A 14,638-nucleotide genomic window follows, 5' to 3' on the forward strand; every position below is an offset into this window, starting at 1 on the left:
TATATTATCAGAAATAAAATTATTTCTATATACGAAAAGGTTGTGATGGCATGGTAAAGCATAAACATATGGATTTGCCTATTGAAGGGATGCACTGCGCTTCCTGTGTTTTAAGCGTTAACAAGACTTTTGGAAAGATTGAAGGTGTAGAGGAAGTTGATGCGGACCTTGCAGCGAATAAGCTGCATATTACGGTAGATACCAAGAAAATTTCATATGAAGAAATGGAAAGGCTGGTTAAAAACCTCGGCTTTGAGCTTCACACAGATGAAATGACCATAAGGATTCAGGGCATGCATTGCGCTTCCTGTACAATGAACGTCGAGAATTTCCTGATAAGGCTTGATGGAATTTTCGATGTCAAGGCGGATTTGACTTCACAGTCCGCTAGAATACGCTATGACTCTTCAAAGGTAACCTTGGATGAGATTGATGAGGTAATTACATCTTTAGGATTTGAACTTTTGGGCGTTGAAGGACAAACAGAAATTGATGAGGAAGAGATATATCAGCAGGATTTAAAGGAAAAACGCAATAGGATAATTGTGGGCTTATTCTTCTCTGTCATCTTAATGATTTTAATGTTCAGCGGATGGGACCCTCTGATGGGCATTGTACACTCAATCAACCATTCAACCGGTTTGAACATATCTTCAATGGGATTGCTGTCATTGATTGTAAGCATTGCACCCTTTTTATATGTTTCATTACCGATTCTAAAGGCGGGAATCAACGGTTTGATGCATAAGAACCTGAATATGGATGTAATGTATTCAATGGGTATTCTGGTTGCATACATATCAAGCATTTTCGGAACCTTTGGAATAGTATTGGATCACACCTTCATGTTTTATGACTCAGCAGTCATGCTTCCTTCCTTTTTAATGATTGGAAGATATCTTGAGGCAAGGGCCAAAAAACGAACTTCCGATTCTATAAGGGAATTGATAGGCCTTCAGCCGACCGTTGCAACTGCCATAGAAGTTGATGAAAATGGGGAAATCATATCTCAAAATGAAGTCTCCATTGCAGATATCGTAATTGATGATTTGCTTCTGGTAAAACCAGGTGAAAAGATTCCTGTTGATGGGGATGTTGTTGGCGGCGAGTCCTATGTTGATGAATCAATGATTAACGGTGAGCCAATTCCTAAGGTAAAAAAGGATGGCGAAGAGGTATTTGCCGGAACAATCAATCAGGATGGGGTCCTGCAGATTAGGGCCAAAAAGATCGGAAAGGAAACCGTTTTGTCAAACATTATACGCTTGGTTGAAAAGGCACAGTCTTCAAGGCCTCCAGTACAGAAATTCGCAAATACCATTGTCAGCTATTTCATTCCTGTCATTCTAACAATTGCAATCGTTGTATTTCTGATATGGTATTTTGTAATTGGAGAAACATTGCTCTTCTCCCTGACATGTCTGATTTCAATACTGGTTGTTGCCTGTCCGTGTGCATTGGGTCTTGCAACTCCAACTGCAGTCACCGTCGGTGTTGGAAGGGCCGCTGAGTATGGAATTCTAATCAAAAATGGTGATACTCTTGAAAATGCAGGCCAAATCGATGTGGCAGCATTTGACAAGACCGGAACAATAACTGAAGGAAAACCTGAAGTCGATGACATCATTCCATATGGAATTTCAGATGATGAATTAATCAGACTTGCGGCAAGCGTCGAGCAAAATTCAACTCACCCTATTGCAAAGGCCATTGTAAACAAGTCAAAGGAATTCGCTTTGGAACTTGACCAGACAACTGAATTTGAAAATATAACAGGTAAAGGACTTAAAGCCATATTGAACGATAATGAAATTCTTGCAGGTAATTTGGCTTTAATGCAGTCTTATGACGTGGAAGTCAGCAGCGAAATTATTGATAAGTATCATGAACTTGAAGCATTAAGCAAAACCATTATCCTGATTGCAGAGAACAAATCCGTAAGGGGAATATTAAGCCTTTCTGATAAGATAAAGGCCAATTCCAAAAGGGCAATCGATGAATTGCATAAGATGGGCGTTGAAACATACATGCTGACAGGTGACAATGAATCCACTGCATTGAATGTTGCCCGTGAGGTTGGAATCGACAATGTCGAAGCTGGCGTTCTTCCGGAAAACAAATTGGACATCGTCAAATCCACTCAGGCAAATAACACCAAAAAGGTATTGTTTGTTGGGGATGGAATCAATGATGCCCCTGCGCTTACACAGGCTGATATTGGTGTTGCCATGGGAAATGGTACGGATATTGCAATGGAAAGTGGAGATATCGTTGTGATGGAAGGTGATTTGGAAAATGTCGTTGCTGCGGTCCAGTTTTCCAAAAAGGTTATGCGCAGAATCAAGGAAAACATTTTCTGGGCATTTGCATATAACACAATATTGATTCCAATCGCAGCGGGAGTGTTGTATCCTGCATTTGGAATAACTTTTGAACCTGCCCTTGCGGGTCTTGCAATGGCAATGAGTTCTGTAACGGTTATTACATTATCTCTGATGCTTAAGAGATACGTTCCTGAAATAAAAAGAGTAAAAAATTAATTGGTTAAACCAATTAATTCTATTTTTTAATTTTAAAACCAACTTTTGGATTCTTCAATCAATTCATCAATGATTGTTGGTATAGATCCGGTGTATGTGTGAGGATCCATGATTTTTTCAACATCGTCTTCTGTTAAGTATTTTTGGACTTCTTCATCCTCTAGGATTAACTCACCTAATAAAAGTTTTTCCTTATTGGCTTTAATTGCATTTTTCCTTACAATTCCGTAAGCGGTTTGTTTTCCCATTCCTGCACGGGTGAGCTCAGCCATTAATCTTTCGGCCATGATTAGTCCGTTAGTCAAGTTAAGGTTTCTTTCGATGTTTTCATCATAGAATACTAGGTTGTTCATCAATTTGATGGTAAGGTTTAAGATGTAATCGGTTAAAATACAGCTTTCCGGAAACATTATCCTTTCACATGATGAATTGGTAAGGTCCCTTTCATGCCAGAGAGGGTTGTTGTCGAGTGCGGCATTTACAAATGATTTTACAATCCTTGCAACACCACAGATTCTTTCTGCAGTAATCGGATTCATTTTATGTGGCATTGTGCTACTTCCAACTTGTTTTTCAGGGTCGAAATATTCACCAACTTCCATTATTTCAGTTCTTTGGAGGCTTCTGATTTCGAGTCCGATTTTATCCAAGGTGGATGCTATGTTTGCCAAAACGCTTATGAATTCAACATGGTTGTCCCTTTGAACAACCTGGTTTGTGATTCTGGCGGCAGGCAATCCTAAGATTTCTGCAACGGTCTTGTGAATTTCCCAACCTTGTTCGCCTAGTGCTGCGGTTGTACCGACAGCGCCGTCCATCATTCCGACACATACATTTGCTCTTGCATTTTCGAGTCTTACGTATTGTCTGTGGAGCTCATCCGCCCAGATACCGAACTTCATTCCGTATGTGGTTGGAAGCGCATGCTGTCCGTGTGTACGTCCGATACATACCTTCATTTTATTTTCTTCTGCTAATTTAAGCATTATCTTAGTTAATTTTTCCAATTTTTCTTCAAGCACATCAATGGAGTCACGGATGAGCAGGGAATTGGAACTATCAACGATATCATTGGATGTAGCGCCAAAGTGGACATATTCTCCCGCACCGTTTTCACATACTTCGGTGATTGATTTTGATAATGCGGCAATGTCGTGATTGGTTTCAGCTTCAATTTCTTTCATTCTTTCTAATTTTACGTATTTTGTATTTGCTTTTACAGCAATTTCGTCTGCAACTTCTTGTGGTATTATTCCTAGTTTTCCTTCAGCCAAAGCCAATGCAGCTTCTACATCAAGCATTCTTTGTAATTTATTTTCTTCTTCCCAAATATTTTTCATTTCAGGAGTACCATACCTAAATTCAATTGGGTGTATAGCCATTTTTTATCATCTCACTTAAAAATTATAATAACAATAATATTTTTGTTGTTCAAACTATTAAATTTTAGCAAACATTTATATTGTTTCATATAAAGATTAATTATTGCTATTATAATTCATTTATAATAGGTGATACTATGGAAACAAAAATACGCAAATTCCGCCAGGAAAAAGGCATAACTCAACAAGAGTTGGCCGATTTGGCTGGTGTTACACGTCAGACAATAAACGCTTTAGAGAATGCACGCTACAACCCTTCTTTAATATTGGCATATAAGATTACTAAAATTTTGGGTAAGAACGCAATTGAAGATGTTTTTGTACTCACTGACGTTGATTAAATTCAAAAAATACTACTAATTAGGACCTAGCAAATATGCCAAATCACCTTTTTAGATTGGAGTATCTTTAATTAATTTGATAAATTTTATTTTTGATAAGATGTCTTTATTTAATGAAAAACTTAAAAAGATTAGATTAAAGGAGTTGTTGCCTTTAATTATCATTTTATTTTTAATTCAATATTCATTTAATTCTTTAAACATTGTTCACATCGATTCTATTTGGATTTATATTTTGATAATTTTTTACTTTATTTTTAAACTAAAAACCGAAATTTTTTCAATTAGGCTTGATGTCATGGAGGTTTTTTCGCCAGATGTCCTAAAAACGACTCTTGCAGTTGTGGTTTTAAACATATTTTTCTCATATGGAATGTTATACTTCTCAAATTCTGTTTTGGATATTGCTCAATCAGAAAATCTATTCAATTCATTTTTAACAGGGAGTCTGATTGCAACCATATTTATTTCTCCAATTTCTGAGGAATTAATCTTTAGGGGTGTCTTTTTAAACAGGCTGAAATTTATTGTTCCAGCGATTTTTGCGGTATTGATATCCTCATTACTGTTTGCAGCTCTTCATAGCTTCGGATCTATCTTTTCAGCATTTATTTTTGGAATATGTATTGCAATATTATATCTGAAAACCGATAATATTTTTGTAGCGATATTTGCCCACTTTTTAAATAACCTGTTTGCAGAAATAATTGTTATCCTTGACCCGAATAAGATTTTATTCACCAACAATTCAGTCATGATGATAATGTCCATTTTGGCTTTCGTTTCATTTGTCATGATCTTGCTTTTCATTATCGGCAATCTGAAAAAATTAAATACTAATGATTTATAAAACTCTTATTATGGATTTAAGAAAAATTGGAATTATTCTAATTCTAGTCGGAATTGTAGTTACTATAGTTTTCATCGGCAATCAGAAGATTTTCGTTCCGGCGCTGACTGTAACCATGTTGGGATTCTTCATCACTATCGTTGGTTTTGTCAATGAAATCAGGAAAAGGAAAATCATCAATGAACGTTTGGATGAGGATATCGGAACCATCCTTCAGCCTTTGATTACAAAGTATTCCAATCTGAACAAGCAATACAAGAATGAGTTTGAAGGTGAGGAATATGCCGAAAAAAGATTGCAGCTGAACAGGGATTTGGAAAGGGAAATCACTGAAAAGCTTCCTTATTTGGAAAGCAGGGAAATCAAAAAGATTGTTATTGCATTTAGTAAGGAACAGGACAAAATGTAATATTTTTTTTCAAATTTATTTCAATGTACATTTTAATACAACAAGGTTTTAAATAGTACATTATACTAATTAATTATTAGTGATAAAATGTTTTCCCCAGATTTAAATGAAGCAAAAGAAATATGTAAAAATGAAGAATATAAGCGAATGCCTATATCTTATGAACTGTTTTCAGATATAGCCACACCAATAGAAGTTTTAAGGATTTTAAAAAGAATAAGCAAACATACATACATGCTGGAAAGTGTAGAGGATTCAAAAAAATGGGGGAGATACACATTTTTAGGCTTCGATCCTCTTTTGGAATTCACCTGCCAGAATGGAATTGTTAATATTAAGGGTGATAAGGACTTCAATGAATTGAATGATGATGAAATAATCATAGAAACCGACAATCCCCGTGAAATCATCAAGGATTTGATTGAAAAGAACAAATCTCCAAAATTGAAAAACCTGCCGCCGTTTACCGGAGGCTTTGTGGGGTATTTTGCATATGATTACATCAAATATGCCGAACCCACTTTGAATTTGGATGCCGAAAACCAGGACTGCTTCAAGGACATTGACCTGATGCTTTTTGATAAGGTCATTGCATTCGACAACTTCAGGCAAAAGATAATTCTAATAATCAACATAAAGACAGATGATTTGGAAAACAACTACAGAAGGGCATGCGATGAACTTCTTGAAATGGCTGATTTATTGAAAAATGGTAAAAAATCAGAAATTGTTCCATTAAAGTTAAAATCTGATTTCAAACCTGCTTTTTCACGTGAAAAGTATTGCGAAATGGTTGAAAAGGCAAAAAACTACATCTATGAAGGAGACATCTTCCAGGTTGTGCTTTCAAACAGGATAGAGGCAGAAATTTCAGGAAGCCTTTTTGACACATACAGGGTGTTGCGAACCACTAACCCTTCCCCTTACATGTTTTACTTTTCAAGTGATGATATTGAAATTGCCGGAGCCTCTCCCGAAACCCTGGTCAAGTTGAACGACAATAAGCTTTACACTTTCCCGCTTGCGGGAACAAGGCCTCGTGGAAAAACTGATGAAGAGGACCACGAACTGGAGCATGATCTGCTTGATGATGAAAAGGAGCTTGCAGAGCACAATATGCTTGTTGACCTTGGAAGAAACGACATCGGAAGGATTTCAGAGATAGGGTCTGTAAAAGTGGAAAAGTATCTCTCGATTGAGAAATTTTCACATGTGATGCACATCGGATCTACAGTCACTGGTGATTTGAGAAGTGATTTGGACTCTCTTGCCGCAATTGACTCAATACTGCCTGCCGGAACATTATCCGGTGCTCCAAAGATAAGGGCCTGTGAAATAATTAATGAGCTTGAAGACAATAAGCGCGGAATCTATGGAGGAGCTATCGGCTATGTTGATTTGAGCGGAAATATTGACACCTGCATTTCAATCAGAATAGCATTTGCAAGAAACAATAAGGTGTTCATACGGTCGGGTGCAGGCATTGTGGCGGACAGCGTTCCGGAAAAGGAATTTGAAGAATGTTTAAATAAGGCAGCTGCCGTAATCGATGCCTTAAAGACTGCTGATGGGGGATTGCAATGATTCTTTTGATAGACAATTATGACAGTTTTTCATATAACCTGTACCAATTGGTCGGTCAGGTCAATTCAGACATTAAAGTTTCAAGAAATGACAAAATAACTATTGATGAGATAAGGGATTTGAATCCGGATGCAATCATTTTGTCTCCAGGACCTGGAAAACCGGAAAACGCAGGCATATGTATGGACTTGGTGAAGGAATTCCATGACAAGATTCCAATTTTGGGGGTTTGCCTGGGCCATCAGGCAATTTGCGCCGCACTTGGAGGTGAAGTCTCCCATGCCAAAAGGCTGATGCATGGAAAGTCATCAAAGATTTCCCTTGACTATGATTTTATCTTTAAGGGGCTTCCGGGCGAAATAACCGTTGGAAGGTATCATTCTCTAAGTCTGGTTGAGGACACTCTTCCGGATTGTCTGGAAATCATCTCAAAGGCACGCGATGATGGGGAAGTCATGGCGGTAAAGCACAGGGAATTTAATGTTTACGGACTTCAATTCCATCCTGAGTCAATTTTGACACCGGACGGATTAACAATTATTGAAAATTTCATAGAAAAAGTTGAAAGAGGTATATTATGATTAAAGAAGCAATTTTAAAAGTATACAAGCATGAAGATTTAACTTATGATGAAGCTTACCAAACAATGGATGAAATCATGAGCGGTGAAGCAAGTGAAGTTCAGATGAGCGCCTATCTGACTGCCATGGCAATGAAAGGTGAAACAATTGAGGAAATCACCGCATCGGCTGAGGCAATGAGGGCTCATTGTTTGAGGCTCCTGAATGATGAAAAGGTTTTGGAGATTGTCGGTACCGGCGGTGACGGTTCAAACACATTCAATATTTCAACAACCTCATCAATCGTCATTTCGGCTGCAGGAATTCCTGTTGCAAAGCATGGAAACAGGTCTGCATCAAGCAAATGCGGTGCGGCTGACGTATTGGAGGAATTGGGTGTCAACATTCACATAAGTCCAAGCAGAAGCCTGAGATGCCTGAAGGAGAATAACATATGCTTCCTGTTTGCTCAGAATTATCATTTGTCCATGAAATATGTGGCTCCGGTAAGAAAGGAGCTTTCAATCAGGACTATATTTAATATTTTAGGCCCTCTGACAAATCCTGCCGGTGCTTCCATGCAGGTTTTAGGGGTTTATGAAAAGGAGCTTGTCGAACCGCTGATGGAGGTATTGAAAAACCTTGGTGTCGAATCTGCAGTCTCAGTTTATGGGATGGATGGAATGGATGAGATTTCAGTCAGTGATAAAACTTTTGTATGTGAACTTAAAGATGGTAAAACAATGTCTTATGAAATTTCACCTGAATACTTCGGAATGGAGGTATGTTCCAAAGAGGATCTGGTCGGTGGAGACGCTAAAGAAAATGCAAAAATTACCTTATCAATCTTGAAGGGTGAAAAAGGACCAAAAAGAAATGCCGTTCTATTGAATTCCGCTGCAGGATTGTATGTTGCCGGTAAAGTTGAATCCTTAAGGGAAGGAGTTGAACTTGCAGCCGAAATCATCGATTCCGGAAAGGCATTAAGACAACTTGAAAACTTTATTGAATTTACAAATGCTGATTAAAATGTTGGATGAAATAGTTGAAAAAACAAAAGAAAGAGTTGAAATGGCTAAAAGCATATTGCCATTGGAGGATATTAAAAAACAGGTTTCCCTATTGGAAATTTCAGATGAATTTCCATTTAAAAAGGCATTAGGTGGGGATGATATTTCAATAATTGCTGAAGTCAAGAAGGCTTCTCCATCAAAGGGTCTGATTGCAGAGGACTTTGACTATCTGGCTATTGCAAAGGAATACGAGGCTGCCGGAGCAAGTGCAATTTCCGTATTGACAGAACCATATTTTTTCCAGGGATCTGATGAATATCTGGAGGAAATTGCCAAAGAGGTCAGCATACCTGTTTTGAGAAAGGATTTTGTCGTTGATGAGTATATGATTTGGGAAGCCAAGATGTTGGGTGCTTCCGCCATTTTATTGATAGTTTCCATCCTGGATGTTGTTCAGCTGAAAAAATATCTTGATTTGGCACATGACCTCGGTCTTTCAGCTATTGTCGAGACTCATGATAGCAGTGAAATCATGAGAGCCATGACAGTCGGTGCTGAAATTATCGGTGTCAACAACAGAAACCTTCAGGATTTTACAGTAGACATTGAAAATAGTATCAGTCTACGTAGATGTGTCAGTGGAGATGTGATATTTATTTCAGAAAGTGGCATTAAAACACCTGAAGATGTCGCCAGATTGAAAGAAAATGATGTCGATGCTGTTTTAATAGGCGAAACTTTAATGAAAAGTGATGATAAAAAGGCTATGATTTCGGAGCTGAAAAATGGTTAAAATCAAAATCTGTGGAATCAAAAGATTGGAAGATATTGAAATGGTAAACAGATATAAGCCCGATTATATCGGATTTGTATTTGCAGATTCAAAAAGAAAGGTTTCACATGATTTGGCTAAAGAATTAAAGGACAATCTCGATTCGGATATTATTCCAGTAGGTGTTTTTGTAGATTCTCCCCAGGAGGAAATATTGGAATTGTTTGGAGAGGGGATAATTGAAGTCGCCCAGCTTCACGGAAGCGAAAGCGAACAATATATATTAGATTTAAAAAAGAAAACTAATGGTGAATTAAAAATCATTAACGCAATTGAAATGACACAGGAAGTCGATTTGTTGGAATACAATGATTCTAATTCTGATTACTTATTGCTTGACAGTGGCAAGGGCAGTGGAAAAACATTTGATTGGGGTCTGATTAGAAAAGACATAAAAAAAGAATTTTTCCTGGCGGGAGGATTGAGCAGCGAAAATGTGACACAGGCCATAAATGAGTTCAATCCCTATGCCGTTGATTTGAGTTCAAGCCTTGAAACTGATGGATTTAAAGATGAAAATAAAATAAAAGAGATAATGGAGGTTATAAATTGAGTAGAGGACGATATGGCGAATATGGTGGCCAATACATATCTGAAACATTAATGAATGAATTGCTTTACCTGGAAGAGCAGTACAATCATTATATGAATGACCCGGATTTTGTTGAAGAGCTCAATACATTGTTGAAGGAATATGCAGGAAGACCATCTTTATTATATTATGCTAAAAGAATGACAGAGGATCTTGGCGGCGCCAAAATCTATTTGAAACGTGAGGATTTGAACCATACCGGAGCCCACAAGATAAACAACGTCTTAGGTCAGGTATTGCTCGCTAAAAAAATGGGAAAAACAAGAGTAATCGCTGAAACAGGTGCAGGCCAGCACGGTGTGGCAACAGCAACAGCGGCTGCATTGCTTGACATGGAATGCGAAGTGTTCATGGGTGAAGTTGATACAAGAAGACAAGCTTTAAATGTTTATAGGATGGAACTCTTGGGAGCTAAGGTCCATTCGGTCAAATCAGGAACACAGACCTTAAAGGATGCTGTTAACGATGCATTCAGAGATTGGATTGCAAGAGTTCATGATACAAATTATGTAATAGGTTCTACAATGGGGCCACATCCGTTCCCGATGATAGTCCGTGATTTCCAGGCTGTCATCAGTGCTGAAGCCAAAGAGCAATTCATGGAAAAGGAAGAAAAGCTTCCTGATGCAGTTATTGCATGTGTCGGTGGTGGAAGCAATGCAATGGGAGCGTTCTATAATTTCATTGAAGATGAAGATGTTAAATTGATTGGCTGTGAAGCTGGAGGAAAAGGAATAGACACACCATATAATGCGGCTGCACTTACAAACGGTAAAATTGGAATATTCCATGGAATGAAATCAATATTCAATCAGGGGGATTACGGTCAGATTGCACCGGTATATTCAGTCTCAGCAGGTCTTGATTATCCTGGCGTAGGTCCTGAACATGCATATTTGAGGGATACTGGTAGAGCGGAATATGTTCCAATAACTGATGAAGAGGCAGTAGAGGCATTCGAATACTTATCAAAAATGGAAGGGATAATTCCAGCCATCGAAAGTGCGCATGCAGTAGCATATGCCATGAAGATAGCTCCTGAAATGGATAAGGATGAAACAATAATGATTTGCCTGTCCGGTAGAGGGGATAAGGATGTCAGATCAATTGCAGAATACAGAGGAGTTGATTTAAATGAGTAAGATATCCAATGCATTTGAAAACGGAACCGCTTTCATCGGATTTTTGACTGCAGGAGACCCTACAATAGATAAAACAGTCGAATATATCCTGGCAATGGAAGAGGCTGGATGCGATTTGGTTGAGATAGGCATTCCATTTTCAGATCCTATGGCTGAAGGTGTCGTTATTCAGGACGCTAACGTCAGGGCTTTGAAACACAATACCACAACCGATGACGTATTTGACATCGTCAGGAGAGTGCGTGAAAAAACTGATATTCCTTTGGTCTTTTTAACTTATATTAATCCTGTTTTCTTTTACGGTTATGAAAAGTTCTTTAAGAGATGTGCCGAATTGGGCATTGATGGGATAATCTCTCCTGATTTGCCATATGAGGAAAAAGGTGAAATTAAGGATATTGCCCTTTCAAATGGGGTTGATGTCATTTCATTGATTGCTCCAACTTCAAAACAGAGAATACAAAAGATAGCTAGTGATGCAACTGGTTTTATTTATGTTGTTTCATCATTAGGGGTCACAGGAATGCGTTCAGAAATCAAAACGGATTTGAATGCAATTTTATCCGACATTCGCGAAGTCACTGATTTGCCTTTGGCTGTCGGTTTCGGTATCAATACTCCCGAACAAGCCAGTGAAATCGGTAAAATTGCTGATGGAGTCATTGTCGGCAGTGCAATTGTAAAAATCATTGAAGAATATGGCGAAAATGCAGCAGAACCTCTAAAGGAATATGTTTCAGGCATGAAAAGGGCATCAAATGAATAATTTTCAGTGAATATCAAAGGATAACATTTTGACAGTCCCAATTTTCCTTGATTAGATAAACTTATAATATATAAAAAACAAATATAATTACATTATTTATAAGAGGATTATTTATGTTTAAAGCAGAATTAAGTGATTCTAGTATATTAAAAACCAGTTTTGATGCTATTTCATCAATCGTTGATGAAGTACAAATTCAAACTGACAGTGAAGGCATGAGATTAGATGCCTTAGACCGTAGTCACATAACTTTCGTACATTTGGAACTTAAAGCAAGTTTGTTCGATGAATACATTTGTGATGTTCCTGAAAAGATTAACATTGATACTGATGAATTCATGAGAGTGCTCAAACGTGCAAAATCTCAAGACAGAGTCTTGATGTCTGTGGATGAAGGTAATTTCATCATTACCTTTGAAGGGGATGCAACCAGAACATTCAAAATCAGATTGATTGATATCGAATACGATAACCCTACCCCACCTCAAATATCTCATCCGACAACATTTAAAGTACGTTTCTCCATCTTAAAAGACTGTATTAATGATATTGATATCTTTTCTGATAAAATCGCTTTGCAAGTTGATGAAGATTACTTTATTGCATCTGCAGACGGTGAATTCGGTGATGCAAGCATCAAGTATCTTCACGGAGAAAATATTCAAGAGCACGCTAAGTCTTTATTCTCTTTAGATAAGATTAGAGAAATGCTAAAAGCAGATAAATTTTCAGAGGAAGCGGAAATAAGTTTAGGTACCGACATGCCATTAAGTTTAACACTTAACATGGTCACCGGTGACGGTAAATTAAGTTTCTTACTTGCTCCTAGATTAGAACAAGATGATTAAGTTCATCAGTTCATCTTTTTTTATTTTTAAAATTTAATTTTAGAGATGGTATTCAGTGGATAAATTCTATCAATCTTTACGTCAAATTCAAAAAAAGGAACGGAATAACAGTACATTGGCCCGTGTAGAGGAAGATTTCTACAGCCAGCTTCATGAATATATGGATGTGCTGAAACAGGAAGCAATGAGTGATCCGTTTTCTAAAGCCGTATCCTTGCTTAAGCAATCCCAAATCATTGCTACAGAAATCTGTGAAAGACGTGAACAGAAAATTTCAGAAGCTGCCGTTTTAAATATTCATAGGTCTTACCATTTATTCACTGGCAAGCCTCAGTTTGATTTGGTGGACACCACTCCATTGAATTTAACTCCCGAAGAGGAGAAGTTCTATTATTCTTTACTTGATACATTAAAAAATCATAGGAATAATATATCCCTTGAGAAGTTATCCGATGATGATGAAACTCCTAAAAATCCAATAATCAAGCCTAAGGATACTCAAAAAACTACTTTGACTCCTAAAATCGAGGTAGAAAAATCCGAACCGAAACCGATAATTAAAGAAGATCCAGAGCCTAAGGTTTCAGAAGATGTAAAAAAACCTGTTGTGAAACCTCAAGCCAAGCCAAAACCTGCTGAAAATATTGAAGACAATCCCAATGCCTTTGATGCCCAGGATGAGTTTTATGATTTTGAATCAAAGAAGGTAGCTAAGGAAACCGAACTCGTAACAATGCTCGTTTTTGATGATGTTGGAGCTATTGTTGGGGTTGATGAGAAAACATATGGGCCTTTCAGACCACAGGATATTGTGACATTGCCACTGGTTAATGCAAAAATATTTTTCAAAAATCGAAAAGGTCGTCAGGTCAAAATTTAACTATTTTTCCATTACATTTAAATATCTTGATAAATATATATACTAATCGTATCTATTTGTGATAATAAAAAATTATATTTTATTATAATTTGGATTTCTGCTGTCTGTAGACTTGATGCGTTACAAAACAGTTTTTATCTCTAACGTTTTTTGATAGAAATAGAATTTAGATAAATTCATAGATAGATTTACAATGATTTATTAATTTACGGTGAAATAATGAAAATACCAAAAGAAAAAAGAACATACTGTCCTCACTGTAAAAGACACACAGTACATGAGGTTCACACTGCTAAAAGAAGAAAAGCTAGTGAATTAACCTGGGGACAAAGACAATTCAGACGTGTGACTGCTGGTTATAGAGGTTACCCAAGGCCTTTACCTGCTGGAAACAAACCAGTTAAAAAATTAGACTTAAGACTTAAATGTAAAGAATGTGGCAAATCTCACATCAAACAATCTTTCAGAACAGGTAAACCTGAATTCGTAGCTAAATAAGGTGGTTAACATGGTTAGTAAAGGTAGAGGAAACTTTTTAAAAGTTAAATGTTTAGATTGTGACAATGAACAAGTAATATTCGACCGTGCTGCATCTGATGTAAAATGTATCATCTGCGGTAAAACTCTTGTCAAATCTCGCGGTGCTAAAGCTAAAATCACCGCACACATTGAAAAAGTTTTAAACTAGATTTCTAGTTTTTAACTTATTTTTTTACTATTTTTTATAATTTTTATTTGATGTTGGTGAAAATATGGTAAGAAAAAGTCAAGAATGGCCTGATGAAGGAGAACTTATTGTAGGTACCGTTTATAAAGTTCTTAATTATGGGGCTTTTGCTAAATTAGAAGAATATCAGGGCAAAGAAGCTTTTATTCATATTTCTGAAGTATCTTCTGGT

At 37.1% G+C, this 14,638-nt stretch carries 17 protein-coding genes; 16 read left to right on the forward strand and 1 reads right to left on the reverse strand.

What is annotated here, in order from left to right:
- Positions 1-50 precede the first annotated feature (50 nt).
- Entirely contained in the window at positions 51-2,540 is a 2,490-nt protein-coding gene (locus ACJMML_RS06030; protein WP_405306450.1) for a heavy metal translocating P-type ATPase, read from the forward strand.
- A 32-nt stretch (positions 2,541-2,572) separates the two neighbouring features.
- Here the strand turns inward: ACJMML_RS06030 and purB are convergent, their stop codons facing one another.
- On the reverse strand, positions 2,573-3,922 hold the full coding sequence (purB, locus tag ACJMML_RS06035; RefSeq protein ID WP_405306451.1) for an adenylosuccinate lyase: 1,350 nt from the start codon (positions 3,920-3,922) through the stop codon (positions 2,573-2,575).
- Positions 3,923-4,059: 137 nt separating this feature from the next.
- On the opposite strand from purB, the gene ACJMML_RS06040 reads away from it, so the two are divergent.
- The 15 genes from ACJMML_RS06040 to ACJMML_RS06110 form a co-directional block, all read left to right on the forward strand.
- Complete coding sequence (locus ACJMML_RS06040; protein ID WP_405306452.1) at positions 4,060-4,263, forward strand: helix-turn-helix transcriptional regulator; 204 nt, start codon at positions 4,060-4,062, stop codon at positions 4,261-4,263.
- A gap of 298 nt (positions 4,264-4,561) precedes the next feature.
- Positions 4,562-5,113 carry a CPBP family intramembrane glutamic endopeptidase gene (locus ACJMML_RS06045; RefSeq protein WP_405306453.1) on the forward strand — a complete coding sequence of 184 codons (552 nt, stop codon included), beginning with the start codon at positions 4,562-4,564 and terminating at the stop codon, positions 5,111-5,113.
- 10 nt (positions 5,114-5,123) lie between these two features.
- On the forward strand, positions 5,124-5,522 hold the full coding sequence (locus ACJMML_RS06050) for a hypothetical protein (RefSeq protein ID WP_405306454.1): 399 nt from the start codon (positions 5,124-5,126) through the stop codon (positions 5,520-5,522).
- An 87-nt stretch (positions 5,523-5,609) separates the two neighbouring features.
- Entirely contained in the window at positions 5,610-7,106 is a 1,497-nt protein-coding gene (gene trpE, locus ACJMML_RS06055; protein ID WP_405306455.1) for an anthranilate synthase component I, read from the forward strand.
- Positions 7,103-7,687 carry an anthranilate synthase component II gene (locus ACJMML_RS06060; RefSeq protein ID WP_405306456.1) on the forward strand — a complete coding sequence of 195 codons (585 nt, stop codon included), beginning with the start codon at positions 7,103-7,105 and terminating at the stop codon, positions 7,685-7,687. Before trpE ends, ACJMML_RS06060 begins: the two co-directional genes overlap by 4 nt.
- Complete coding sequence (gene trpD / locus ACJMML_RS06065; RefSeq protein ID WP_405306457.1) at positions 7,684-8,694, forward strand: anthranilate phosphoribosyltransferase; 1,011 nt, start codon at positions 7,684-7,686, stop codon at positions 8,692-8,694. The genes ACJMML_RS06060 and trpD overlap by 4 nt, the downstream gene beginning before the upstream one ends.
- Entirely contained in the window at positions 8,672-9,472 is an 801-nt protein-coding gene (gene trpC / locus ACJMML_RS06070) for an indole-3-glycerol phosphate synthase TrpC (protein WP_405306466.1), read from the forward strand. The genes trpD and trpC overlap by 23 nt, the downstream gene beginning before the upstream one ends.
- Positions 9,465-10,064: a phosphoribosylanthranilate isomerase gene (locus ACJMML_RS06075; RefSeq protein ID WP_405306458.1), complete on the forward strand. Its 600-nt coding sequence runs from the start codon at positions 9,465-9,467 to the stop codon at positions 10,062-10,064. The genes trpC and ACJMML_RS06075 overlap by 8 nt, the downstream gene beginning before the upstream one ends.
- A complete protein-coding gene (gene trpB / locus ACJMML_RS06080; RefSeq protein WP_405306459.1) occupies positions 10,061-11,245 on the forward strand; it encodes a tryptophan synthase subunit beta in 1,185 nt (394 codons plus the stop codon). The genes ACJMML_RS06075 and trpB overlap by 4 nt, the downstream gene beginning before the upstream one ends.
- Positions 11,238-12,011 (forward strand): tryptophan synthase subunit alpha, encoded by a 774-nt coding sequence (gene trpA / locus ACJMML_RS06085; protein ID WP_405306460.1) that lies wholly within the window; start codon positions 11,238-11,240, stop codon positions 12,009-12,011. The genes trpB and trpA overlap by 8 nt, the downstream gene beginning before the upstream one ends.
- Before the next feature lie 113 nt (positions 12,012-12,124).
- Entirely contained in the window at positions 12,125-12,859 is a 735-nt protein-coding gene (gene pcn, locus ACJMML_RS06090; RefSeq protein WP_405306461.1) for a proliferating cell nuclear antigen (pcna), read from the forward strand.
- A gap of 55 nt (positions 12,860-12,914) precedes the next feature.
- Positions 12,915-13,739 carry a hypothetical protein gene (locus ACJMML_RS06095; protein WP_405306462.1) on the forward strand — a complete coding sequence of 275 codons (825 nt, stop codon included), beginning with the start codon at positions 12,915-12,917 and terminating at the stop codon, positions 13,737-13,739.
- A 219-nt stretch (positions 13,740-13,958) separates the two neighbouring features.
- The gene (locus tag ACJMML_RS06100) at positions 13,959-14,237 is read left to right on the forward strand and encodes a 50S ribosomal protein L44e (protein ID WP_116592620.1); all 279 of its coding nucleotides are present in this window, start codon (positions 13,959-13,961) and stop codon (positions 14,235-14,237) included.
- Between the two features lie 10 nt (positions 14,238-14,247).
- Entirely contained in the window at positions 14,248-14,427 is a 180-nt protein-coding gene (locus ACJMML_RS06105; RefSeq protein ID WP_067044971.1) for a 30S ribosomal protein S27e, read from the forward strand.
- A gap of 64 nt (positions 14,428-14,491) precedes the next feature.
- Positions 14,492-14,638: S1 RNA-binding domain-containing protein (locus tag ACJMML_RS06110; protein ID WP_405306467.1), on the forward strand; the 147-nt coding region annotated here is incomplete at its 3' end.

The sequence above is a fragment of the Methanobrevibacter sp. genome (assembly GCF_045130115.1).
GTDB lineage: Archaea > Methanobacteriota > Methanobacteria > Methanobacteriales > Methanobacteriaceae > Methanocatella.

Excerpts from the sequence above, each read along its gene's own strand:
- ACJMML_RS06050 (WP_405306454.1), top strand. The coding sequence starts at position 5,124 with ATGGATTTAAGAAAAATTGGAATTATTCTAATTCTAGTCGGAATTGTA.
- trpA (WP_405306460.1), top strand. The coding sequence starts at position 11,238 with ATGAGTAAGATATCCAATGCATTTGAAAACGGAACCGCTTTCATCGGA.
- ACJMML_RS06075 (WP_405306458.1), top strand. The coding sequence starts at position 9,465 with ATGGTTAAAATCAAAATCTGTGGAATCAAAAGATTGGAAGATATTGAA.
- ACJMML_RS06030 (WP_405306450.1), top strand. The coding sequence starts at position 51 with ATGGTAAAGCATAAACATATGGATTTGCCTATTGAAGGGATGCACTGC.
- trpE (WP_405306455.1), top strand. The coding sequence starts at position 5,610 with ATGTTTTCCCCAGATTTAAATGAAGCAAAAGAAATATGTAAAAATGAA.
- purB (WP_405306451.1), bottom strand. The coding sequence starts at position 3,922 with ATGGCTATACACCCAATTGAATTTAGGTATGGTACTCCTGAAATGAAA.
- ACJMML_RS06045 (WP_405306453.1), top strand. The coding sequence starts at position 4,562 with ATGGAGGTTTTTTCGCCAGATGTCCTAAAAACGACTCTTGCAGTTGTG.
- ACJMML_RS06040 (WP_405306452.1), top strand. The coding sequence starts at position 4,060 with ATGGAAACAAAAATACGCAAATTCCGCCAGGAAAAAGGCATAACTCAA.
- pcn (WP_405306461.1), top strand. The coding sequence starts at position 12,125 with ATGTTTAAAGCAGAATTAAGTGATTCTAGTATATTAAAAACCAGTTTT.
- ACJMML_RS06060 (WP_405306456.1), top strand. The coding sequence starts at position 7,103 with ATGATTCTTTTGATAGACAATTATGACAGTTTTTCATATAACCTGTAC.
- ACJMML_RS06105 (WP_067044971.1), top strand. The coding sequence starts at position 14,248 with ATGGTTAGTAAAGGTAGAGGAAACTTTTTAAAAGTTAAATGTTTAGAT.
- ACJMML_RS06100 (WP_116592620.1), top strand. The coding sequence starts at position 13,959 with ATGAAAATACCAAAAGAAAAAAGAACATACTGTCCTCACTGTAAAAGA.
- trpD (WP_405306457.1), top strand. The coding sequence starts at position 7,684 with ATGATTAAAGAAGCAATTTTAAAAGTATACAAGCATGAAGATTTAACT.